The sequence below is a fragment of the Bradyrhizobium sp. USDA 4473 genome, assembly GCF_054063335.1.
This window is the reverse complement of the sequence record NZ_JBSSGE010000001.1, coordinates 1,825,537-1,845,467: the sequence shown is the minus strand read 5'-3', so window position 1 is coordinate 1,845,467 and position 19,931 is coordinate 1,825,537. Positions and strand designations below refer to the sequence as shown.

Below are 19,931 nucleotides of genomic sequence, written 5' to 3'. Positions count from 1 at the left end.
CGACGATCGCTCGCGGCTGCCCGGCCGCTTCTTCGGGCGCTTTGCGACATCGGCAACGTCTGAGCTTAGACGCGCAGCGTAACGCTGCCTGGACGCTGTCGCCTGCTCGCGCGCTTGAGGCGCGCTCTACACCATTCACCACTGAATTTCTTCTGGAGCTGAAGCTCATGTCCAAACCGACCACGCTGTACGACAAGATCTGGAACGACCATCTGGTCCACGAGGCAGAGGACGGCACCTGCCTGCTCTACATCGATCGCCACCTGGTGCACGAAGTGACCTCGCCGCAGGCGTTCGAGGGGCTGCGCGCCGCCGGCCGCAAGGTGCACGCGCCCGAGAAGACGCTCGCCGTCGTCGACCACAACATCCCGACCACGGATCGCTCCAAGCCCAATCCCGACCCCGAGAGCATCGAGCAGATGCGGGTGATGGCGGAGAACGCCAAGGAATTCGGCATCGAATATTACAACGAGTTCGACAAGCGGCAGGGCATCGTCCACGTCATCGGCCCGGAGCAGGGTTTTACGCTGCCCGGCACCACCATCGTCTGTGGTGACAGCCACACCTCGACGCATGGCGCGTTCGGTGCGCTCGCGCACGGCATCGGCACCTCCGAGGTCGAGCACGTGCTGGCGACGCAGACGCTGATCCAGAAGAAGGCCAAGAACATGCGCGCGATCGTCGACGGCAAATTGCCCGAAGGCGTGACCGGCAAGGACATCATCCTGGCGATCATCGGCGAGATCGGCACCGCCGGCGGCACCGGCTACGTGCTGGAATATGCCGGCGAGGCGATCCGTGCCCTCAGCATGGAAGGCCGCATGACGGTCTGCAACATGTCGATCGAAGGCGGCGCGCGCGCCGGTCTCGTTGCACCCGACCAGAAGGCGTTCGACTTCCTGCGCGACCGTCCGAAGTCCCCGAAGGGCGCCGCCTGGGATGCCGCGATGCGCTACTGGGAGACGCTGCGCTCCGACGAGGGCGCGCATTTCGACCACGAGCTGCGGCTGGACGCTGCAAAACTGCCGCCGATTGTCACCTGGGGCACGAGCCCTGAGGACGTCATCTCGGTGACCGGCTTCGTGCCCGACCCCGACAAGATCGAGGACGAGGCCAAGCGGCTCTCCAAGCACCGCGCGCTGAAATACATGGGCCTGACCGCCGGCACCAAGATCACCGACATCAAGCTCGACCGCGTCTTCATCGGCTCCTGCACCAACGGCCGCATCGAGGATCTGCGCGCCGCCGCCAAGATCGCCGAGGGCAAGACCGTCAACGCCAACGTCAATGCGATGATCGTGCCGGGCTCGGGCATCGTGAAGGAGCAGGCGGAAGCCGAAGGCCTCGACAAGATCTTCGTCAAGGCCGGCTTCGAATGGCGCGAGCCGGGCTGCTCGATGTGCCTGGCGATGAACCCGGACAAGCTGAAGCCGGAAGAGCGCTGCGCCTCGACCTCGAACCGCAACTTCGAGGGCCGTCAGGGCTTCAAGGGCCGCACCCATCTGGTGTCGCCCGCGATGGCCGCGGCGGCCGCGATCGCCGGCCACTTCGTCGACGTCCGCGACTGGCGGTAAGGCAAGCACCAGATTCTTTTTGACGCGTTTTCTTCACGCGAACCGGGGCCACTTCGCTCGAAAACGCTATTGCTTCGCCTCAAGCTCGAGCCGTTTCGGAAACGGCTCGTTAACGGGACGCACGCACACTGCCTCCTTGCGAAAACAAGTCTTCGCAAGGAGCGCCTGCCGTGGCCGATAAACCCGAATTCGTCGACATGATCAGGGAGGCGACGCGGCAGAAGCGCCGCCGCGCTGCGCCACGCATCATCGATCCGCTTCCCGAGGTGAAGGAAACCTCGCGCCTCAGCCACTGGCCGCCGGACCGCTGGACGCAATGGCGGATGGAAAACCTGACGCCGTGGAAGATCAAACCCTGGAAGCTGAAGAACTGGGACTAGAGCCTTTCCCGTTCCGACAGAATCGGAACGGGGCTCTAGAATCTTGTGTTGGCGCGTTTTCCTCACGCGAACCGGTATCCACTTCGCTCGAAAACGCTCCAGCGCGCCCGCGACGCGGGGCGTCACCTAGGGCGCGTACTCATAAATTCGTCAGTTCCGCTTTTGAACAGTCCGCTCGGACCGATCAGTTCACTCCAACCAGCGCCTTACAGACCTCCCGGCTGGCCTCTTGGAATAATTTGACGGCACCTCCGGCCCGTCGCCCCTTCAAGGTGATTGAGGCTATCGGGGCGGAAGTATCGCCAAGATCGACGTTCAGCGCGCGCAGCCATGCGCTACTCGATCGCATTCTGAGTATCTGCATGGGCAATAGGGTTATAAACCGGCTGCTCGCCAACAGATTCAACCGCATGTAGATTGAGATCGTGGTGACGGTCGTTGGCGGAAGCGGCAGGTTATGTCGCCGAAACAGCTCGGCGCCGGTACGCCCCAAAAAAGTATCGGGTGGCGAGAGCGTCCATTGCTCTTGCATAATGTCTGCGAGCTTCAACTTCTTGCTCGATCGCAGCAGCGGATGCCGTCGCTCCGCCATCACCGCGAGGGAGGATTTAAACAGCACCTCCGCGGACAAATCGTCGGCAGCCGGCAACGGCGACCAGCGCGTTATGGCCAAATCAAGCATTCTCTGGCGCAAAGCGTGCTCCAGCGCATCCCGATCACCTATCGTGATATGATACCTGATGCCTGGATATCTGCGGACGAGATGTCCGATAATTTCTGTAACGATAGCGGTGACCGGCTCGGTTGTACCGATCGCAATGAGCCCTTGCGCCGGATCTGACCTTTGCACAATGTCGGTAACACCTAGCTTTATTTCGTCGAAGACGACGCGCGTCCTATCGACAAGAAGGCGACCGCACTCGGTGAGTTCAACTCCGCGCGAAGTGCGATCCAGCAGCGTAGCTCCGACGGCATGCTCCATATCGGTGATAGCTTTGGAAATCGCCGGCTGCGACAACCCGAGACGGCGAGACGCCTTGGCCATGCTACCGACCTCTGCGACGGTCTGCAGCGTATGCAGATCCTTGAGGCGCAGGCGCCGGCCGATGCTTTCGTGCCACTGCATGGGTATTCACCTCACGTTATAGCCCGATAGGAAAATGCGATTTCGGGTTATAGCGTTGTTGCTTCAGAATAGCGAGATGGAAAGCCGGCCGGATCATCTCATTGCTGTCCCAAGCACATGGAGAACGCCATGCAGCTTTACTCGCGTCGCGCCATACTGGCCGGATTTTCGGCTCTGGCTGTTCCGCTACCCGTTATTGCTACCGACCAGCCGCTGAAGATCGTGTTTCCATTCGCGCCTGGTGGGTCGGGAGATTCGATCGCCCGGCTGTTTGCCGAGCAGCTTCATACCAGGTTCGGCAAGGTGGCGATTGTAGAGAACCTTGCTGGCGCTGGCGGGCGCATCGGCGCCCAGGCAGTCAAGAATGCCGCACCCGGAGAGGAGGCAGTGCTGTTTGCTTCCGCTTCGCAATTCACGCTTCAGCCGCATCTCTTCAGGAGCCTGGGATACGATGCAGACCGCGACTTTGTGCCCCTTTCGCAGGCGATGACGGTCGATCTGGCTCTGGCGGTCAGCGGGAAGCTGCCCATCCATTCAGCGCATGAGCTCATCGACTGGATCAAGGCCAATCCCGCACAGGCCGTGTACGGCTCGCCCGGAGCAGGTACAGCACCTCATTTCATCTGCGGCGAGTTTGGCCGGATCACAGGCCTTAACATGCGCCACACGCCGTACAAGGGTACGCCTGCTGCCCTCCCGGATGTGCTGGCCGGCCGGGTCCCGATGTATATGGCGTTTCTTTCTGAACTCCTGGAGCAACATGGGAGCGGTGGCATACGCATCATTGCCACCGCGGCCGCTGCGCGGTCTTCCTTCCTGCCCCAGACTGCAACTCTGAAGGAGAGCGGGATCGATATCGACGCGGCCGGGTGGTTCGCATTCTATGCGCCTGCCCATTCCTCGCGTCAGTTCGTTGAGCGCCTGGGAAAGGAGATCGTTGCAATCGCAAGCGATCCCGAAATGCGCGCAAAGATTCATGCCATGGGATGCGAGCCGACAGGAACGACATCGGACGAACTTAAACATATCCAGCGCACCGAGTTCGAACGCTGGGGACCGATCGTCAAGGCGTCGGGATTCCCGATCGAAGACTAGGGCGGCACATGACCACCAATCCACCCGAACGGTTGTTGGACCTTGTTCAATCGCACCGCGTGACCGCAGTGATCTATGTCGCTGCCCGGCTGGGGCTCGCCGAGTTGCTGCGCGACGGACCACGAACGGTCGACGAACTCGCGAGTCGAACCCACACGGACCGGGACGCGCTTGCGCGCTTGCTCGTCGCTCTCTCGACCGTCGGCATCTGCTCCCGCGTCGGCGAACGCCGCTACTTGCTAACCGAACTGGGGACGGGACTCGACGGTGCTGCGGGACGATCATTCAAGAACTGGGTCATTTTTGAAGGCTCCATGCTGACCAAGAGGTGGGATGGTCTCCTGGATTCGATCATGTCGGGCAAGACGGCTTCCCAGCTTCAGGACGTCGAGGACAATTTCGACTTGATGGCGCGCTCGCCAGAGCATGTGCGGATATTCAATGAAGCCATGACAGACCTGACACGGCTGGTCACGCACGATCTACTTGAGGCCTACGACTTTGGCGCGATCTCCCACTTGACGGATGTCGGAGGCGGCTCGGGGGAGCTCATGGGCGCGGTGGCGAGGGCATATCCAGCCATCAAAGGAACGGTCTTCGATCTGCCGAGGTGCGCCGACGCCGCCAATCAGTGCTTCGAGCGCCTCGGCATCTCCGACCGCGTCGGCTTCGTTGCAGGCGATTTCTTTCACGTGGTGCCTGCAGTGGCCGATGCGATCATCTTGAAAAGCATTATTCACGACTGGGATGATGAGCGCAGCCGCATCATTTTGGGAAACTGCCGCAAAGCACTTCCCCAAAAAGGCAGACTGCTATTAGTCGAACGTGCGATGCCGGAATTGCCCGGCACCGATGACGCGGGCAGGTCGTGCGCGATGAGCGATTTAAACATGCTGCGCGGACCAGGTGGACGGGAACGGACGGAAAGGGAATATTGTCGGCTCCTGACCGAGAGTGGCTTCCGTCCCATCGCGGTTCTCCGCGCCGGCCGCTTTAATCTGACCGAGTCGCGGCTTTGTTGAGACTTGGAAGTGGTTTACTTTGCTCGCTTCCAAGTCACATCGACATTCTCTCCGCTCGGAGGGCGAATGGTCAGTGTGAGTTGATCCCCAGTGATCGCAACGAAGCGCTTCTGATCTGAGCCGTTCCAGTTGGGAAAGGAGCTACCTTCAACATGGATTGCGATGCTACGGTCTGCTTCATTCACGGTGTACGTCCCGAAGTAGGTCTGGGTCCCATTAGCTGTTGTTTCATTCTCTTCCGGAGTACCGTGCCAAAGCGCATTGCTTTTGTATTTGGCGCGGTCTGGACGCATGACCGTGATGATGTACCGCCCACCTGCATCAAAAATGGCCATACCCGCTGGGTTCTCTCCGAATTGCCGTAAGGGGGTGCCATCATTTTTCTTCTGCTCCCAGGACGCCACGATCCATGTCCCGACGAGGCCTTCTTTCATCGATGGCTGCTGACCGGCGCTATTTGCATGCATGGACAGCCCGAAAGCCGCGACCATGCACGCTCCGAGAACTCTACGGTGCTTCCTCATGTCTCATCCGCCTTTCAAGTCGCCAAATTACAGGAATCTAGGCTTGTGAGGGACTGGTTTCCTCGGGTCATTTTCGACGCATTTGGCAGAAATTGAGAACTGGTTGATGTCCGCTCCTATCCATAAGCGCCGTACCAGGAGCGGGCCAGGATCGTTGCGCCTGGCCCGACTGCCGTGATTCAAACTCCTGAACTGGAGGCTCGAATCATGCGCTACTCGCGGACCATGAATGGAATGCCATCAAGCCGATGCTACCGAACAAGCCGCGTGGCGTTCGTCGGGTGAATGACAGACGGGTCCTGAATGGCATCTTCTGGGTCCTCCGATCAGGAGCACCTTGGCGTGATCTGCCAACGGCGTTTGGCCCATACACCACTTGCTACAACCGCTTCGTCAGGTGGCGGCGGTCCGGTGTTTGGGGCCGCATCATAGAAGCGCTTGCCGCTGCTCATGATGCCGCTGTTCAGATGATCGACACCATTGTCCGCGTGCATCAGCATGGAGCCTGCATCACTAGGAATCAGCGCCAATCGATGGGAAGGTCCCGCGGCGGGTTGACGAGCAAAATCCATGCGGTGGTCGATGGCAATGGTCTGCCAATAAGGCTGGCGCTGAGCCCGGGTGAAGCCCATGACGTTCGACTTGCCGGAAAACTGCTGTCTCGTCTACTGGGTCGTCATGGCATCGGCCGCAGATTTCGCCGCGGGCACGGTGCGCGGGCTCGCCAGCGACAGCGCTTCGGCGCGCTGCTGCGAAGTGATCGACAACGCGAAGACCGCAGCCGCCGCAACACCGAGCCGGCGCAGCAATCCACGCCGCTGATAGCTCTCCCTCATCACAGAACCTCCCTGACAACAGCAACGACAGCCGCGCAGCATCGCAGCCGGTCTCATTGCGTTGATTGCAGTCGCTCCCGGCATGACGCTAGAAACCGGCGAGTGAATGCGCCATGAACACGCACACCAAACGGTGCGGCGAAAAGTCCGGGAGGGAGTTCAGTGACCGTCTATGTGATCGTGCAACTGAAGATGACCGATCGCGCCGCCTATGATCGCTATCAGGCGCGCTTCTTCGACGTGTTCAGGAAGTTCAACGGACGACTGCTGTCGGCCGACGAACACCCTGCGGTGCTTGAAGGCAGCTGGGATCGCGACAAGCTGGTGCTGATGTCGTTCCCCGACGAAGCCGCCTTCCGCGCCTGGTCGGAATCACCCGACTACGTCGAAATCTCCAGGGATCGCAAAGCAGGCGCGCAGGGCATCGTGCTGCTCGCGAAGGGCTTCGCACCTTGATGCCGGCGGCCGGTTCCAGCGTGAACCCTTTGCTAAGGGTTGCTGGCTAGGGTTAACCGACAATCAATCAGAAAATTCAGGACTTCTTCCGTTTCCACGGCACGGCCGCCCAGGCCAGGCCGTGGCATCGTGTCCTCACATATGGCTGGTCGGCCGGGTGGGCCGATGGATTTCAGCAGCCTTATCGTGGGACCAGAAATGACCCTCAAGTTTCAGAATTTGCCGATCATCGCCAAGATCGCAGTGCCCGCGGCCATTGTCGCCCTGGTCGCGATCGGCATCGTTGTCGAGGCCTCGCTGGCTCTCAGCCATCTGGCGGTGACCGCCTCCGACCTCGTCGACGGCAACGCCCGCCGCGTCGAGTACAGCCTCGAGGCAGAGAGCAATTTCAACAGCGCAGCCGTGAGCGAGAAGAACGTCATCCTCTCTGCCTCCGACCGCAGGGCGACCGACTCCAATATCGAAGCCTACACCAAGGCGACGGACGCGACGCTCGCAGCCGTCGACCGCCTGGCGTCCGTGACGTCAGACGCCGCACAGCAACAGCTGATCGAGACGCTGCGCCGCGCGGTCAAGGACCGCCGCGAGGCAAGTGCCAAGGTGTTCGAGCTGGTGACCGCGGACAAGGTAGAGGACGCCTTCGCCTATTCGCGCAATGTCGCGGCCAAGCATCGCCAGACCGCGATGGAGGCGGTCGCCAGCCTGATATCAGCCAATGTGAAGGACATGCAGGCCGCGCGTGACCAGGGCGTCGCCTCCGCCGACCAGACCCGGCTCGTGCTGCTGTTCGGCGCCGCGGCCGGGCTGCTCTGTGGCTTCACCATCCTGGCCTGGATCGCATTCAGCCAGATCGCGCGGCCGCTGTCGCGCATGACGGAGGAGATGGCGAAGCTCGCCGAGGGTGATCTCGACATCACTGTTGCCGGCGACGACAGGAGCGACGAGGTCGGTGGTCTCGCCAAATCGCTGCGCGTATTCAAGGAGAATGCGATCACGGCGCGCCGCCTCGAAGCCGAGCAGCGCGAGGAGCAGTTGCACAAGGAGGCCCGGCAGCGCGCGGTCGAAGGTCACATCGCGACCTTCGACAACCAGATCTCCGAGGCGCTCAATGCCCTGACCGCGGCCTCGACCGAGATGCACGCCACGGCTGGCAGCATGTCGGCAACCGCGGAGGAAACCAGCCGGCAGGCGACCTTCGTCGCCACCGCCTCCAACGAGGCCTCGGCCAATGTCCAGACCGTTGCGGTTGCGACCGAGGAGCTGCACGCCTCGATCAGCGAGATCACGCGCCAGGTGACGCACGCGGCCGAGACGGCAAGAGCGGCGGTGGACGAGACCGACCGCACCAACGCGACCATCGAGAGCCTTGCCGCGGCGGCACAGCGGATCGGCGAAGTGGTCTCACTGATCCAGAACATCGCGTCACAGACCAATCTGCTGGCACTGAACGCAACGATCGAAGCCGCCCGCGCCGGCGATTCCGGAAAGGGCTTTGCGGTCGTCGCCAATGAGGTGAAGGCGCTCGCCACCCAGACCGCCAAGGCGACCGAGGACATCTCCTCGCAGATCGCCGCGATCCAGCAGGAAACCGGCCACGCTGTCGACGCGATCAGGACGATCGGCGGCACCATCGGGCGCATGAGCGAAATCGCGGCCGCAATCTCCGCGGCCGTCGAGCAGCAGAGCGCCGCAACCCGCGATATCGCGAAGAACATCCAGGAAGTCTCGCGAGGCACCAGCGAGGTGTCGGCAAATGTCGGCAGCGTCAACGAGGCCGCTACCGAAACCGGATCGGCGGCTACCCAGGTGCTGACGGCCGCCGACGATCTCAGTCATCAATCGGCAACGTTGCGCGGCAACGTCAATGCCTTCCTGGACAAGATCCGCGCGGCCTGACCGGGTCAGGCCGCATCAGTTCGCGAAGCGGCGCGCGCGGAGCCTCACCAGAACGGGCCGAACCCGAAGCCGAAGGTGAAGGGCGCCGGCGCAGCATACGGATACGGCCGATAGTCATACGGCCGCCCGTAATAATAGGAGTTGTACGGCCGATAGTAGGAATAGGGCTGGTAGTATGGCCGGTAACCGCGGTGATCGTGGCGGCGATGGGCGTGGCGATGATGGCGCTGCGCGCTGAAGTCGGTCGCCTGGCCCGCCTGCCGCTGGGGGGTCGCGGCCTGCGCCTTGCCTGAAGCCGCCGCGGTTGCCGATGCCGGCGCCGTCAATGCCAATGCACACGCGAGCGCCGCGACACCGATCCATCTCATCATGATCAACTCCTGCAGATTGCGATCAATCTCATCTGGCGCGCGCGAATCTGCCGGTTTGATGGCTGATAATGACGACAGGCCCGCTGCTCACGGGCCTGTGTCTCGACTGCGCTGATACGTCGCGCGATCAGCGGCGCCAATGGCGACGATGGCCCCAGCCACGGTGATGTCCGCGATGCCAGCCACGATGCCAGCCGCGACCATAGCGTACCTGCGTGGTCTGGCTCGCGTTGTCCTGAACCGTTGCGGCGGTGCCCGGCGTGGCGAGCGACATCGCGCTCGCGCGCTCGGCCGGCGCCGCCAAAACCAGCACGGCACCGACGGCCGCAAGCCCCAGAACCTTCATCACCTTCATGAGTTGTCTCCTTGATCCCTTGAGGTCACGTCTTGCAACGACGATTGGAGTTTCGAATCGACCCCCGTTGCCGCGACGCAGATCGCTAGCAGAATGCGGACGACGTGAATGGGAAGTGAATGACTGCGCCACGATCATGAATGCCGCTGGCGCGCACAGGTTCCGATTGACCGCGTCATTTTTCGCGCAGACGCGCGAAACCCGGCATAGACTATGGTCGTATCTCGCGTGCTCTCTGTTGCAGGAGATTGCCGTGACACAGACAGGCACACGCCGGCGGTTGCTTCGAGCCGGCGTTGCGACGTTCGTTGGTTCCATCACGCTGGCCGATGTCGCGCTCGCTTCGCAAGGACCAGGCGGCGGCATGGGAACGGCAAGCCATCTCACGCAATTGCTGATGGCAGTTGTGGTCTATGGAACGTCAGGTGTTGTCGCGGTTGCCGCGATGATCGGTGCGGCACGTCGGCGGGCGCGCAGCTAGCCTGGCCGCCAGAAGCAATTCATGCGCGGCGTGATCACCGTGCCGCTCGGCCGGTGCTCCTGCACATAGGTCGCGGTGCATTCGCGCACAGCGTTCGGACCGGGATTGTAGCGCGGGATCACATCCGGTTCCCAATGATCGGGCCGCGACCGGTAGACCGGCACGCGCCTCAGGCGGCGGCGCTCGGCGACGCGCTGATGCGCAACGGGTGCCGGCTCACCTATCCGCGCTTCGGCTGCCGCGCTCTGCGCGCGCGCCTCTCCTGCCGAGAGCGAGAACCCGACTGATGCCGCCAACAGCGCTGCCGCCACGATCCGTTTCATCACGCCACCCAAGCCCCAATCTTGAGCCCCTATTATTGGGCAGCACGGTCTCCCATCGCATCGCCAAGGTCAACTGCGCTGGCGTGGCCTGAGGCACTCGCGCTAAAGGAGTGGCATGTGGACCACAGAAAAAGCCCCCTCGCTCGCCGAGATGGAGGCCATGGCGCACGAGGTTTTCGAGCGCCTGCCCGCGACGTTCCGGGCCCTCTGCGAGGGCCTGATCATCCGTGTCGACGACTTCCCGACCGACGAGGTGCTCGACGAGATGCAGGCCGAAAGCGAGTTCGACCTGCTCGGCCTGTTTCACGGCATCGGCCTGCCGCAGCAGAGCCATGGCGACGTGGCCCGGCTGCCCAACCTGGTGTGGCTCTACCGCCGGCCGATCCTGGACTACTGGGCCGAGCACGACGAGACCCTGGGCCATATCGTCCGCCACGTGCTGATCCATGAGATTGGCCACCATTTCGGCCTCTCGGACGCCGATATGGAGGCGATTGAGGCCGATGCGGGCTAGCCCTGCAGAAATCGCCCTTTTACCGCTGTCACATTCGCGATAGATATCCGGCCCTACCCCCACTTTTGGCCCGGAAGAGCACCGATGGACAAGTTCACCACGCTGGAAGGCGTCGCGGCACCGCTGAAGATCATCAATGTCGACACCGACATGATCATTCCGAAGCAGTACCTCAAGACCATCAAGCGCACCGGCCTTGGCAAGGGGCTTTTTTCCGAGCAGCGCTACAAGGATGACGGCAGCGAGAACCCGGATTTCGTGCTCAACCAGCCCGCCTATCGCAGCGCGAAGGTGCTGGTCGCCGGCGACAATTTCGGCTGCGGCTCGAGCCGCGAGCACGCGCCTTGGGCGTTGCTCGACTTCGGTATCCGCTGCGTGATCTCGACCTCGTTCGGCGACATCTTCTACAACAACTGCTTCAAGAACGGCATCCTGCCGATCCGCGTGTCGCAGGAAGACCTCGACAAGCTGTTCGACGATGCCGAGCGCGGCGCCAACGCGACGCTGACCATCGACCTCCCCAACCAGGAGATCCGCGGTCCCGACGGCGGCAAGGTCAAGTTCGAGATCGACCCGTTCCGCAAGCACTGCCTGATCAACGGCCTCGACGACATCGGCCTGACGCTGGAAAAGAAAACGTCGATCGACAGCTACGAGGCCAAGCTTAGGGAACGTGCCTGGGCCTGAGGCTCGGCGTATCGTCGCGCCCCGGTGCCCTCAGGCGCCGGGGCTTTTCTTTGCCAAGTCGCTTTCTCACAAACCTGCTGATGACTGACGCGCATGCTGCCTGACATCGTCACCTTCTGGCACGGCTCGATGGACGCGCTGCGCCAGACCTGCCTGCGCTCGCAGCTGGCGGCAGGCCACAAGGTGACCGTCTACAGCTTCGATCCGATTCCCGGCCTGCCCGACGGCGTCGGCAACGCCGAGGCCGAAGCGGTGTTGCCGCACGCGTTCTCCGAGAAGCTGCGTCCGGCCGAGCGCGACGGCTCTTGGCGCGACTGGACCATCCTGCAATTCAGCGACTTCTTCCGGATGCGGCTGATGGCGCAGCGCGCCGGCGTCTGGCTCGACGCCGATGTGCTGTTACTCAAGCCGGTCGCGATCGACCCGGCCAAGCCCTATTTCGCCTGGGAACGGCCGCGGCAGCTCGGCAACTCCGTGCTGTATCTGCCGCCGGACGATCCGATCGTGCGCGCCTTCGAAGCGCTGATGAAACAGGACGAGCTGACGCCGGACTGGCTGGCGCTGCGTCACCGCCTGACATTTGCGATGCGCAAGCTGCGCGGCAAATCCCACCGCCTCTCCGACATCCGCATCGCGATCTACGGCCCCGCCGCGCTCACCGCGCTGGCGCGCCGCGAAGGCGAGTTGCAATACGCGCTGCCGAAGCAATCGTTCTACGCAGTGCATGCCGAGCCGAGACTGTTCTTCGAGCCGTCGGATTTTTCGAAGTACCTGAACGATCCCGCAATCATCGGCCTGCACATTTCGCCGAAAGGCCGCGGCAAGGAGGCGCCGATCCCGGGCAGCCTCTATGCGTGGGCGGCGGAGAAGTTTGCGGCGTGATGCAACTGCTGCACCCTCTCCCCTTGTGGGAGAGGGTGGCTTCGCGAAGCGACGCCGGGTGAAGGGTTCTCTCCACACGGGCGATTTCGCAAGCGGAGAGAACCCCTCATCCGGCGCTTCGCGCCACCTTCTCCCACAAGGGGAGAAGGGAAGAATCTTCGCTGAATCAATGTCCCATCGCCGCGATCGCGTCCGCGATCGCGATGGTGCGCTTCGCCATCTCGGCGTGCAGCCGCTCCACCATGCGGCCCTCGAGCTGGATCGCGCCGCGCGAGGCGTTTTCCGGCAGTTGGAAGGCGGCGATGATCTTGCGGGCCTCAGTGACCTCGGCCTCCGGCGGCGTGAAGATCGCGTTGCAGGCATCGATGTGACTCGGATGGATCAGCGTCTTGCCGTCGAAGCCGAGATCGCGGCCCTGCGCGCACTCCTCGGCGAAGCCGTCGACATTGCTGATGTCGCCATAGGGCCCATCGAGGATCTCGAGCCCATGCGCGCGGGTCGCCAGGATGCAATGCGTGATCATCGGGATCATCGCCGCGCGCCCCGGCCTCATCCGGATCCGGGTTTCGCGCGCAATGTCGTTCGGCCCGAACACGAAGCCGGCGAGCCGGGTCTCGGAATCCTTCGACGCGGCCGCGAGCTTGTCGGCATCGAGCACCGCGCGCGCGGTCTCGATCATGGCCCAGACCCGGATCGAGGCCGGGGCATTGATATCGCTCAGGCGATCGGCGACGGCGTTGAGATCGTCGACGGTGGAAATCTTGGGAACCAGGATGCCGTCCGGCTGCGCCTTGCCGGCCATCGCGATGTCGTCGACCCACCAGGGCGTGTCGAGCGCGTTGATGCGGATCAGCACCTCGCGCTTGCCAAAGCCTTTGGCGGCAACCGCCTTGGCGATCTGCTCGCGGGCCACCGCCTTGGCGTCGGGCGCAACGGAATCTTCCAGATCGAGGATGATGCCGTCGGCCGGCAGCGTGCGGGCCTTCTCCAGCGCCCGTGCATTCGATCCCGGCATGAACAACAGGCTGCGGCGCGGACGGGTCATCGGCATTCTCCTCGGGGCTTCGGCTCTGCCGGTCCAAGTTTTGGGCATCGGCCGGGAACCATGCTTCAACGCTGCCGTATCATTTCAGGCCGTACCCCGAAAGTCTTGTTCCCGTCACCGGCATGTGGTTAGCCAGAGGCCATGAAATTCTTTCCGAAGCAGTTGATCGACGGCTACCGGACCTTCGCGACCCAGCGGCTGCCGACTGAACAGTCGCGCTACAAGGACCTGTCGGAGCGCGGCCAGTCTCCCGAGACCATGGTGATCGGGTGCTGCGATTCCCGCGTCTCGCCGGAAGTGATCTTCGATGCCGGCCCCGGCGAATTGTTCGTGGTGCGCAACATCGCCAATCTGGTTCCGGTCTATCAGCCGGACAGCAACGCTCACGGCGTCTCGGCGGCGCTGGAATACGCCGTGACGGTGCTGAAGGTGAAGAACATCGTGGTGCTGGGCCATGCCCAGTGCGGCGGCATCCGCGCCTTCGTCGACAAGATCAAGCCGCTGACGCCGGGCGACTTCATCGGCAAATGGATGCAGATGTTCATCAAGCCGGGCGAGGTCGTCGAGCAGCGCGCGCATGAGAGCATGCAGGATTTCGTCACCCGCATCGAGAAGGCCGCGGTGTTCCGCTCGCTGGAGAATTTGATGACCTTCCCGTTCGTGCGCGAACGGGTCGAGAGCGGCGAGATGCAGTTGCACGGCGCCTATTTCGGCGTCGCCGAGGGCTCGCTGTTCGTGCTCGACAGGGTCGCGAAGGAATTCATCAGCGTGCGGGAAGCCCTTCAAAAGAGCGAATAGCGAATGGCGAGTGGCGAATAGGGAAGCCCTACTCGCCATTCGCTACGCACAATTCGCGAGCTTCATTCGTGATCGTTGCCCCAGCGATCGGAGATCGCGAGCAAGAGCGCCGAGATCACGAACACCAGGTGCACGGCGACCAACCAGGTCATCCGCGTCGCATCGAACGCGGAATCGATGTTCAGGAACGCTTCCAGCACATGGATCGCGGAGATCGCGACGATCGAGGCCAAAAGCTTCTGCTTCAGCCCGGCAAAATCGATCTTGGTGATCCAGATCGGCCAGTTCGGATTGCCCGACGTGTCGATGCGCGAGACGAAGTTCTCGTAGCCCGAGAACACCACGATCAGGATGAGATTGGCGACCAGCGTGACGTCGATCAGCGCCAGTGCATCGAGGATGACTTCGGTTGATTTGTAGCCGGACGCATGCAGCACGAACTCCCAGAGCATGCGCGCGAATTTCAGCAGCAGCACCGCCAGCGCCACGACCAAGCCGACATAGAACGGCGCCATCAGCCAGCGGCTGTTGAACAGCACATATTCGAAGCCGCGCATGAAGCGCGGCGTCGCGGGGTTGGATGGGACGGGAGCCGACTGTTCCGACATGGTTAGGCCCCCGTTGGTCCGCGCCGCTCAGGCCGCCTTCTGCTTCGCGGTGATCAGCTTGCGGTTGATCAGCACCTCGGCGATCTGCACGGCATTGAGCGCCGCGCCCTTGCGCAGATTGTCCGAGACGCACCAGAACGCCAGGCCGTTCTCCACCGTCGCGTCCTCGCGGATGCGGCTGATATAGGTGGCGTCCTCGCCGGCCGCCTCATAGGGCGTGACGTAGCCACCCGGCTCGTGCTTGTCGATCACCAGGCAGCCCGGCGCATTGCGCAGGATGTTGCGCGCCTCGTCCGCGGTGATCGGACTGGCGAACTCGACATTGACCGCTTCGGAGTGGCCGACAAAGACAGGCACGCGCACGCAGGTCGCGGTCAGCTTGATCTTGGGATCAAGGATCTTCTTGGTCTCCGCCATCATCTTCCACTCTTCCTTGGTGAAGCCGTCTTCCATGAAGACGTCGATCTGCGGAATGACGTTGAAGGCGATGCGCTTGGGAAACTTCTTATTGATCAGCTCGTCATTGGTGTAGACGGCCTTGGTCTGCGAGAACAATTCGTCCATCGCATCCTTGCCGGCGCCCGACACCGATTGATAGGTCGAGACCACGACGCGCGTGATCGTCGCCTTGTCGTGCAACGGCTTCAGCGCGACGACGAGCTGCGCGGTCGAGCAGTTCGGATTGGCGATGATGTTCTTCTTGGTGAAGCCGGCGGCGGCATCCGCGTTCACTTCCGGCACGATCAGCGGCACGTCCGGATCCATGCGCCAGGCCGACGAATTGTCGATCACGACCGCACCGGCCGCGCCGATCCTGGGCGACCATTCCTTGGAGACCGAGCCGCCGGCGGACATCAGGCAGATGTCGATGTCGGAGAAATCATAATGCTCGAGCGCCTTCACCTTCAGGGTGCGGTCGCCGTAGGAGACCTCGATGCCGACGCTGCGGCGCGAGGCCAGCACGACGACCTCGTCGGCGGGGAATTTGCGCTCGTCGAGAATGTTGAGCATTTCGCGCCCGACATTGCCGGTCGCACCGACCACCGCGACTTTGTAACCCATCGTTCACTCTCCGACGAAAAATGCCCGCTTCCCCGCTGTCAGCGGAAAGGGAAGAGGCAGCGCTTCTATGCGAGAAACCCGGTCAACACAACGTTGCGTAGCTTTGAGCGTTTTGATGCGTTTATTCCGGGCCGATCCGGCCGCACCCCATCATACGAGAATTCCGTCAGCGCTGACGAGCTTCGTCGACGAGGTGTACGCCACGCTCTCCGGGCTGTTCGCCTATGCCGCCGCGCTTGCGCTGTTCGCGGTCCTCGGCGTTTATCTATGGAAGCGGCTGCCTGATACAACGGCGATGGCGGCCCCCGCCGCCGGCTGGAGCATGGCTGCCCGCACGGCCCCCGGCTTTGCTGTGAGCAAGCTCGATCCACGAGATAAAACAGCAACTTACGAAATCTACCGGCACCCCGAGGGCGGCCGCAAGGACGTCTTCCGCTGGACCGATGCCGACGGTGCGCCGGCGGCCGAGCTGGAGATCTATCGCCCCGGCGGCGAGGCCCTGGGACCCGCGGTGACCGAGATCGCCGGCCGGCTCGACCCGGGCGGCAGTCGCGAGCTCGAGGCCGCCGGGATCGTCGACAGCAAGTTCGGCAGCGTCACCCTGCTGCGCCCGGCGCGGCAGGATGGCAGCCGCGCCTGCCTCGGCTTCCTCGAGCAGGCCGACGCGCCTGACCTGCGGATTTCCGGCTGGACCTGCCAGGGCGACAGCCTGCCGGCTCAGCGCGCCGCCGTCGTTTGCATGCTGAACCGCCTGACCCTTCTGGCCGCAGGCAATGACGCGCGGCTTGCCGCGCTGTTCGCCCATGCCGAACTGCGCCGCACCGACTGCGTTACCTCCGGCCCGCCGGCGCTCTCGGCCGACTGGGTCGTAGGCAGCCAGAACCCGCTGCTGCGCGGTGCGCTTTGATGGCGACACCGTGGCAAGGCACTGGTTTTCATGAAACTTTTGCGCTTGGACACGCATTATCTCGGCCGGTGTGGCGCAATTGACCTAGTGACGGCCTCCCCACCATGGCTACAATGTGTTCCAAGTGATTTTGGCTGATACGCCAGCCCCTGACGGGGGCCGTAATGACGAGGATGCGATGACCTTGAATTTCCCTGCCGCGAACAAGCTCGTGGTGTTGCTTGCCGCGGCTGCCGTCACCGCAACCGCCTTCGGAATGACCGCGGCCAGCGCGCAGCAGACCCCGAGCAAGCGCAAGCAGCAAGAGCAGTATGACCGCGACGGCCGCCGCTATTACGGCACGCAGGGCCCGAACCGGGTCTATCAGCAGGGCCCGCGTACCCGCGTCTACGTCACCACGCGCTCGTGGCTGGACGCCGGCACCGAAGTGCTGCCGGGCGACCGCAAGTTCAACGACTACGCCTATCCGCCTGATGTCGGTTATCCCTCGTTCGGACGCGAGAACAACAACCGCCCGATCGATCGCCAGCCGCTCAGTCCGCCGTCCGACCTCGGCGGCTATCCGCGGACCTTCCCGCTGTACTGAGAATTGGCGCACCGCCGATACGAAAATGCCCGGCTCCGGCCGGGCATTTTTTTGATCGCCGTCATTCCGGGGCTCGCCAACGGGTCGCGCGAACGCGCGCCCGATGACAGGCTCCGCGAGAGCCCGGAATCCATCAGGCCGCAGAGGCGCCGGTGAAATGGATTCCGGGCTCGTGCTTCGCACGCCCCGGAATGACGGGTGTCAAATTTATGCGTGCAGCTTCTGCAATTCCTTCAGGATCGCTTCGCCCATCTGCGCGGTGCTGACGGGCGTGGTGCCGGCCGACTTGATGTCGGCGGTGCGCAGGCCGGCGGCGAGCACGGCCGCGATCGCGGCGTCGACCTTGTCGGCGAGATCGCCCATGCCGAACGAATAGCGCAGCGCCATGCCGAACGAGGCGATCATCGCGATCGGATTGGCAAGACCCTTGCCCGCGATATCGGGCGCCGACCCGTGCACGGGTTCATACAGCGCCTTGCGCTCCTTGGTCTTGGCGTCCTCCTTGCCGAGCGAAGCCGACGGCAGCAGGCCAAGCGAGCCGGTCAGCATCGCCGCGATGTCCGACAGCATGTCGCCGAACAGATTGTCGGTGACGATGACGTCGAACTGCTTCGGCGTCTTGACCAGGTTCATGCCGCCGGAATCGGCGAGCTGATGCTCCAGCGTGATGTCCTTGTATTCGCGCGCGTGGACCTGGGTCATCACCTCGTTCCAGAGCACGCCCGACTTCATGACGTTGCGCTTCTCCATCGAGGTCACCTTGTTCTTGCGCTTGCGCGCCAGTTCGAAGGCGACGCGGCCGATGCGCTCGATCTCGAAGGTGTCGTAGACCTGGGTGTCGATCGCGCGCTTCTGGCCGTTGCCGAGATCGGTGATGGTCTTCGGCTCGCCGAAATAGACGCCGCCGGTGAGCTCGCGCACGATCATGATGTCGAGGCCCTCGACCACCTCGCGCTTGAGGCTCGAGGCATCGGCCAGCGCCGGGTAGCACACCGCCGGACGCAGATTGGCGAACAGGGCAAGATCCTTGCGCAGCCGCAGCAGGCCGGCCTCGGGACGCACCTCATAGGGCACAGAGTCCCACTTCGGACCGCCGACCGCGCCGAAGATCACGGCGTCGGCCGCATTGGCCTTGGCCATGTCGCCCTCGGAGATCGACACCTTGTGCGCGTCATAGGCGGAGCCGCCGACCAGGCCCTGCTCGGTCTCGAACTTGGCGATGCCCTGCGCATTCAGCCAGTCGATCAGGCGCTGCACCTCGGCCATCACTTCGGGGCCGATGCCGTCGCCGGGGAGGAGCAGCAGTTTGTGGGTCGCCATGGTCGTTACCTCATTCAATCGGGCATGCCCGCCATCGTCAGGCGCGAGTGCTAAAACGCCCCGCACCGATTGGCAAGGTACCCGGCAGAGGGCCAAAATGGGGCTTGAGCGAGCCAAACCGCGCCTCAAGAAGCCGACAAGACGGACCTCATGACCGCAGCCATCGTCTACGCCTTCGCCTCGGCCATTTTCCTCGGTGCCGGGGTGGTGCTGGCGCAGCTTGGGCTGCGCACCGTCGAGCCGCTGTCCGGCGCCGCGATCAGCGTGCCCTCCTTCACCCTGCTGTTCCTGGTGCTGTCGCCGCTGATCCTGCATGGCGAGCCGGTGGTCTGGCGAGCCTTGCCGATCTTCATGGCGATCGGCCTGTTCTTCCCGGCCTCGCTGACCTTGCTGACCTTCGCCTCGAACCGGGCGCTCGGGCCGGTCATCACCTCGACGCTCGGCAATCTGGCGCCGCTGTTTGCGGTCACCGCCGCGGTGGTGCTGCTGCACGAGCCGCTGCTGCCGCAGCAGCTCTTAGGCCTCGTCGTCGCGGTGGCCGGCGCGGCCATCATCACCGTGACCCGGCCGCGCGACCTCGGGCATTGGCGGAGCTGGGCGCTGCTGCTGCCGCTCGCAAGCGCGCTGGTGCGCGGCATCGTGCCGCCGATCGCCAAGCTCGGGCTTGCGATCTGGCCGAGCCCGCTATGGGCCTGCCTGGTCGGCTATGTGATGTCCTCGCTGGTGGTGCTCACCGTGCAGCGGATCCGCAAGGGCAGCTTCATGGTGCAGGCGCCGCGCGAGGGCCGGCTCTGGTTCATGCTCACCGGCATCAGCAACGGGCTCAGCGCGCTCAGCCTGTTCGCCGCGGTCGGCAACGGGCCGATCACGCTGGTAGCTCCGCTCGCCGCGATCTACCCGCTGGTCACCGTGGCGATGAGCGCCGTCATGCTCAAGCATGTCGAGATCACGCCACGGATCGTCGCCGGAACCCTGCTGACCGTGATCGGCGTCGCGCTGGTCCTGATCGCCTGATTGCCCGATACGCAAGACAGTGTTGCTGCCTCCGGCGCTGGGCAGGAGCGCCGCGGCCTGCCACAATGG

Annotated in this window: 24 protein-coding genes; 15 read left to right on the top strand and 9 right to left on the bottom strand. The window is 63.3% G+C overall.

Annotation, left to right across the window (positions count from 1 at the left end; translation table 11 throughout):
- The first annotated feature begins 167 nt into the window (after nt 1-167).
- On the top strand, nt 168-1,574 hold the full coding sequence (gene leuC, locus ACVW17_RS08645; protein ID WP_456751492.1) for a 3-isopropylmalate dehydratase large subunit: 1,407 nt from the start codon (nt 168-170) through the stop codon (nt 1,572-1,574).
- Between the two features lie 170 nt (nt 1,575-1,744).
- Entirely contained in the window at nt 1,745-1,954 is a 210-nt protein-coding gene (locus ACVW17_RS08640) for a hypothetical protein (RefSeq protein ID WP_456751491.1), read from the top strand.
- 184 nt (nt 1,955-2,138) lie between these two features.
- On the opposite strand, the gene ACVW17_RS08635 is transcribed toward ACVW17_RS08640, so the two are convergent.
- Nucleotides 2,139-3,080 carry a LysR family transcriptional regulator gene (locus tag ACVW17_RS08635; protein WP_456751490.1) on the bottom strand — a complete coding sequence of 314 codons (942 nt, stop codon included), beginning with the start codon at nt 3,078-3,080 and terminating at the stop codon, nt 2,139-2,141.
- Between the two features lie 129 nt (nt 3,081-3,209).
- On the opposite strand from ACVW17_RS08635, the gene ACVW17_RS08630 reads away from it, so the two are divergent.
- Together ACVW17_RS08630 and ACVW17_RS08625 are read left to right on the top strand one after the other, a co-directional pair.
- Nucleotides 3,210-4,175 (top strand): tripartite tricarboxylate transporter substrate-binding protein, encoded by a 966-nt coding sequence (locus tag ACVW17_RS08630; protein WP_456797022.1) that lies wholly within the window; start codon nt 3,210-3,212, stop codon nt 4,173-4,175.
- Nucleotides 4,176-4,183: 8 nt separating this feature from the next.
- Nucleotides 4,184-5,197 carry a methyltransferase gene (locus ACVW17_RS08625; protein ID WP_456751488.1) on the top strand — a complete coding sequence of 338 codons (1,014 nt, stop codon included), beginning with the start codon at nt 4,184-4,186 and terminating at the stop codon, nt 5,195-5,197.
- 14 nt (nt 5,198-5,211) lie between these two features.
- On the opposite strand, the gene ACVW17_RS08620 is transcribed toward ACVW17_RS08625, so the two are convergent.
- Nucleotides 5,212-5,688: a lipocalin-like domain-containing protein gene (locus tag ACVW17_RS08620; protein WP_456751487.1), complete on the bottom strand. Its 477-nt coding sequence runs from the start codon at nt 5,686-5,688 to the stop codon at nt 5,212-5,214.
- A 281-nt stretch (nt 5,689-5,969) separates the two neighbouring features.
- Here ACVW17_RS08620 and ACVW17_RS08615 point away from each other — a divergent pair, with 281 nt between their 5' ends.
- From ACVW17_RS08615 to ACVW17_RS08605, 3 genes are all read left to right on the top strand, one after another.
- Nucleotides 5,970-6,674, top strand: a complete 705-nt coding sequence (locus tag ACVW17_RS08615; protein WP_456751486.1) for an IS5 family transposase — start codon at nt 5,970-5,972, stop codon at nt 6,672-6,674.
- Between the two features lie 45 nt (nt 6,675-6,719).
- Nucleotides 6,720-7,013 (top strand): DUF1330 domain-containing protein, encoded by a 294-nt coding sequence (locus ACVW17_RS08610; protein ID WP_456751485.1) that lies wholly within the window; start codon nt 6,720-6,722, stop codon nt 7,011-7,013.
- 198 nt (nt 7,014-7,211) lie between these two features.
- Complete coding sequence (locus ACVW17_RS08605) at nt 7,212-8,909, top strand: methyl-accepting chemotaxis protein (RefSeq protein WP_456751484.1); 1,698 nt, start codon at nt 7,212-7,214, stop codon at nt 8,907-8,909.
- 44 nt (nt 8,910-8,953) lie between these two features.
- On the opposite strand, the gene ACVW17_RS08600 is transcribed toward ACVW17_RS08605, so the two are convergent.
- The gene (locus ACVW17_RS08600) at nt 8,954-9,280 is read right to left on the bottom strand and encodes a hypothetical protein (RefSeq protein ID WP_456751483.1); all 327 of its coding nucleotides are present in this window, start codon (nt 9,278-9,280) and stop codon (nt 8,954-8,956) included.
- A 127-nt stretch (nt 9,281-9,407) separates the two neighbouring features.
- On the bottom strand, nt 9,408-9,635 hold the full coding sequence (locus tag ACVW17_RS08595; protein ID WP_456751482.1) for a hypothetical protein: 228 nt from the start codon (nt 9,633-9,635) through the stop codon (nt 9,408-9,410).
- 253 nt (nt 9,636-9,888) lie between these two features.
- Here ACVW17_RS08595 and ACVW17_RS08590 point away from each other — a divergent pair, with 253 nt between their 5' ends.
- Nucleotides 9,889-10,116 carry a hypothetical protein gene (locus ACVW17_RS08590; RefSeq protein WP_456751481.1) on the top strand — a complete coding sequence of 76 codons (228 nt, stop codon included), beginning with the start codon at nt 9,889-9,891 and terminating at the stop codon, nt 10,114-10,116.
- Here ACVW17_RS08590 and ACVW17_RS08585 read toward each other — a convergent pair.
- Nucleotides 10,113-10,439, bottom strand: coding sequence for a hypothetical protein (locus tag ACVW17_RS08585; RefSeq protein ID WP_456751480.1), 327 nt, complete (start codon nt 10,437-10,439; stop codon nt 10,113-10,115). The two genes, ACVW17_RS08590 and ACVW17_RS08585, sit on opposite strands and share 4 nt — an antisense overlap.
- 115 nt (nt 10,440-10,554) lie before the next feature.
- Here ACVW17_RS08585 and ACVW17_RS08580 point away from each other — a divergent pair, with 115 nt between their 5' ends.
- From ACVW17_RS08580 to ACVW17_RS08570, 3 genes are all read left to right on the top strand, one after another.
- Nucleotides 10,555-10,953 (top strand): metallopeptidase family protein, encoded by a 399-nt coding sequence (locus ACVW17_RS08580; RefSeq protein WP_456751479.1) that lies wholly within the window; start codon nt 10,555-10,557, stop codon nt 10,951-10,953.
- A gap of 84 nt (nt 10,954-11,037) precedes the next feature.
- Nucleotides 11,038-11,640 (top strand): 3-isopropylmalate dehydratase small subunit, encoded by a 603-nt coding sequence (leuD, locus tag ACVW17_RS08575; RefSeq protein WP_456751478.1) that lies wholly within the window; start codon nt 11,038-11,040, stop codon nt 11,638-11,640.
- A gap of 93 nt (nt 11,641-11,733) precedes the next feature.
- Nucleotides 11,734-12,522 carry a hypothetical protein gene (locus tag ACVW17_RS08570; RefSeq protein WP_456751477.1) on the top strand — a complete coding sequence of 263 codons (789 nt, stop codon included), beginning with the start codon at nt 11,734-11,736 and terminating at the stop codon, nt 12,520-12,522.
- Nucleotides 12,523-12,688: 166 nt separating this feature from the next.
- Here the strand turns inward: ACVW17_RS08570 and ACVW17_RS08565 are convergent, their stop codons facing one another.
- Complete coding sequence (locus tag ACVW17_RS08565; protein WP_456751476.1) at nt 12,689-13,567, bottom strand: HpcH/HpaI aldolase/citrate lyase family protein; 879 nt, start codon at nt 13,565-13,567, stop codon at nt 12,689-12,691.
- A 141-nt stretch (nt 13,568-13,708) separates the two neighbouring features.
- Here ACVW17_RS08565 and ACVW17_RS08560 point away from each other — a divergent pair, with 141 nt between their 5' ends.
- A complete protein-coding gene (locus ACVW17_RS08560; RefSeq protein WP_456751475.1) occupies nt 13,709-14,365 on the top strand; it encodes a carbonic anhydrase in 657 nt (218 codons plus the stop codon).
- A 62-nt stretch (nt 14,366-14,427) separates the two neighbouring features.
- On the opposite strand, the gene ACVW17_RS08555 is transcribed toward ACVW17_RS08560, so the two are convergent.
- Both ACVW17_RS08555 and ACVW17_RS08550 read right to left on the bottom strand, forming a co-directional pair.
- Nucleotides 14,428-14,973, bottom strand: a complete 546-nt coding sequence (locus ACVW17_RS08555; RefSeq protein WP_456751474.1) for a TIGR00645 family protein — start codon at nt 14,971-14,973, stop codon at nt 14,428-14,430.
- 27 nt (nt 14,974-15,000) lie between these two features.
- Nucleotides 15,001-16,035 carry an aspartate-semialdehyde dehydrogenase gene (locus ACVW17_RS08550; RefSeq protein ID WP_456751473.1) on the bottom strand — a complete coding sequence of 345 codons (1,035 nt, stop codon included), beginning with the start codon at nt 16,033-16,035 and terminating at the stop codon, nt 15,001-15,003.
- Between the two features lie 115 nt (nt 16,036-16,150).
- Between ACVW17_RS08550 and ACVW17_RS08545 the strand changes: the two genes are divergently transcribed.
- Together ACVW17_RS08545 and ACVW17_RS08540 are read left to right on the top strand one after the other, a co-directional pair.
- Nucleotides 16,151-16,942 carry a hypothetical protein gene (locus ACVW17_RS08545; protein WP_456751472.1) on the top strand — a complete coding sequence of 264 codons (792 nt, stop codon included), beginning with the start codon at nt 16,151-16,153 and terminating at the stop codon, nt 16,940-16,942.
- A 178-nt stretch (nt 16,943-17,120) separates the two neighbouring features.
- Nucleotides 17,121-17,528 (top strand): hypothetical protein, encoded by a 408-nt coding sequence (locus tag ACVW17_RS08540; protein ID WP_456751471.1) that lies wholly within the window; start codon nt 17,121-17,123, stop codon nt 17,526-17,528.
- A gap of 207 nt (nt 17,529-17,735) precedes the next feature.
- Here ACVW17_RS08540 and leuB read toward each other — a convergent pair whose 3' ends face one another.
- Nucleotides 17,736-18,848, bottom strand: a complete 1,113-nt coding sequence (gene leuB, locus ACVW17_RS08535; RefSeq protein WP_456751470.1) for a 3-isopropylmalate dehydrogenase — start codon at nt 18,846-18,848, stop codon at nt 17,736-17,738.
- 150 nt (nt 18,849-18,998) lie between these two features.
- Between leuB and ACVW17_RS08530 the strand changes: the two genes are divergently transcribed.
- A complete protein-coding gene (locus ACVW17_RS08530; protein ID WP_456751469.1) occupies nt 18,999-19,862 on the top strand; it encodes an EamA family transporter in 864 nt (287 codons plus the stop codon).
- The last annotated feature ends 69 nt before the right edge of the window (nt 19,863-19,931 follow it).

What these genes read in the sequence shown, in the direction of transcription:
- leuC (WP_456751492.1), top strand. Translation starts at nt 168, where the DNA reads ATGTCCAAACCGACCACGCTGTACGACAAGATCTGGAACGACCATCTG.
- ACVW17_RS08635 (WP_456751490.1), bottom strand. Translation starts at nt 3,080, where the DNA reads ATGCAGTGGCACGAAAGCATCGGCCGGCGCCTGCGCCTCAAGGATCTG.
- ACVW17_RS08630 (WP_456797022.1), top strand. Translation starts at nt 3,210, where the DNA reads ATGCAGCTTTACTCGCGTCGCGCCATACTGGCCGGATTTTCGGCTCTG.
- ACVW17_RS08625 (WP_456751488.1), top strand. Translation starts at nt 4,184, where the DNA reads ATGACCACCAATCCACCCGAACGGTTGTTGGACCTTGTTCAATCGCAC.
- ACVW17_RS08620 (WP_456751487.1), bottom strand. Translation starts at nt 5,688, where the DNA reads ATGGTCGCGGCTTTCGGGCTGTCCATGCATGCAAATAGCGCCGGTCAG.
- ACVW17_RS08615 (WP_456751486.1), top strand. Translation starts at nt 5,970, where the DNA reads ATGCTACCGAACAAGCCGCGTGGCGTTCGTCGGGTGAATGACAGACGG.
- ACVW17_RS08605 (WP_456751484.1), top strand. Translation starts at nt 7,212, where the DNA reads ATGACCCTCAAGTTTCAGAATTTGCCGATCATCGCCAAGATCGCAGTG.
- ACVW17_RS08600 (WP_456751483.1), bottom strand. Translation starts at nt 9,280, where the DNA reads ATGATGAGATGGATCGGTGTCGCGGCGCTCGCGTGTGCATTGGCATTG.
- ACVW17_RS08595 (WP_456751482.1), bottom strand. Translation starts at nt 9,635, where the DNA reads ATGAAGGTGATGAAGGTTCTGGGGCTTGCGGCCGTCGGTGCCGTGCTG.
- ACVW17_RS08585 (WP_456751480.1), bottom strand. Translation starts at nt 10,439, where the DNA reads ATGAAACGGATCGTGGCGGCAGCGCTGTTGGCGGCATCAGTCGGGTTC.
- ACVW17_RS08580 (WP_456751479.1), top strand. Translation starts at nt 10,555, where the DNA reads ATGTGGACCACAGAAAAAGCCCCCTCGCTCGCCGAGATGGAGGCCATG.
- leuD (WP_456751478.1), top strand. Translation starts at nt 11,038, where the DNA reads ATGGACAAGTTCACCACGCTGGAAGGCGTCGCGGCACCGCTGAAGATC.
- ACVW17_RS08570 (WP_456751477.1), top strand. Translation starts at nt 11,734, where the DNA reads ATGCTGCCTGACATCGTCACCTTCTGGCACGGCTCGATGGACGCGCTG.
- ACVW17_RS08565 (WP_456751476.1), bottom strand. Translation starts at nt 13,567, where the DNA reads ATGACCCGTCCGCGCCGCAGCCTGTTGTTCATGCCGGGATCGAATGCA.
- ACVW17_RS08560 (WP_456751475.1), top strand. Translation starts at nt 13,709, where the DNA reads ATGAAATTCTTTCCGAAGCAGTTGATCGACGGCTACCGGACCTTCGCG.
- ACVW17_RS08555 (WP_456751474.1), bottom strand. Translation starts at nt 14,973, where the DNA reads ATGTCGGAACAGTCGGCTCCCGTCCCATCCAACCCCGCGACGCCGCGC.
- ACVW17_RS08550 (WP_456751473.1), bottom strand. Translation starts at nt 16,035, where the DNA reads ATGGGTTACAAAGTCGCGGTGGTCGGTGCGACCGGCAATGTCGGGCGC.
- ACVW17_RS08545 (WP_456751472.1), top strand. Translation starts at nt 16,151, where the DNA reads ATGCGTTTATTCCGGGCCGATCCGGCCGCACCCCATCATACGAGAATT.
- ACVW17_RS08540 (WP_456751471.1), top strand. Translation starts at nt 17,121, where the DNA reads ATGACCTTGAATTTCCCTGCCGCGAACAAGCTCGTGGTGTTGCTTGCC.
- leuB (WP_456751470.1), bottom strand. Translation starts at nt 18,848, where the DNA reads ATGGCGACCCACAAACTGCTGCTCCTCCCCGGCGACGGCATCGGCCCC.
- ACVW17_RS08530 (WP_456751469.1), top strand. Translation starts at nt 18,999, where the DNA reads ATGACCGCAGCCATCGTCTACGCCTTCGCCTCGGCCATTTTCCTCGGT.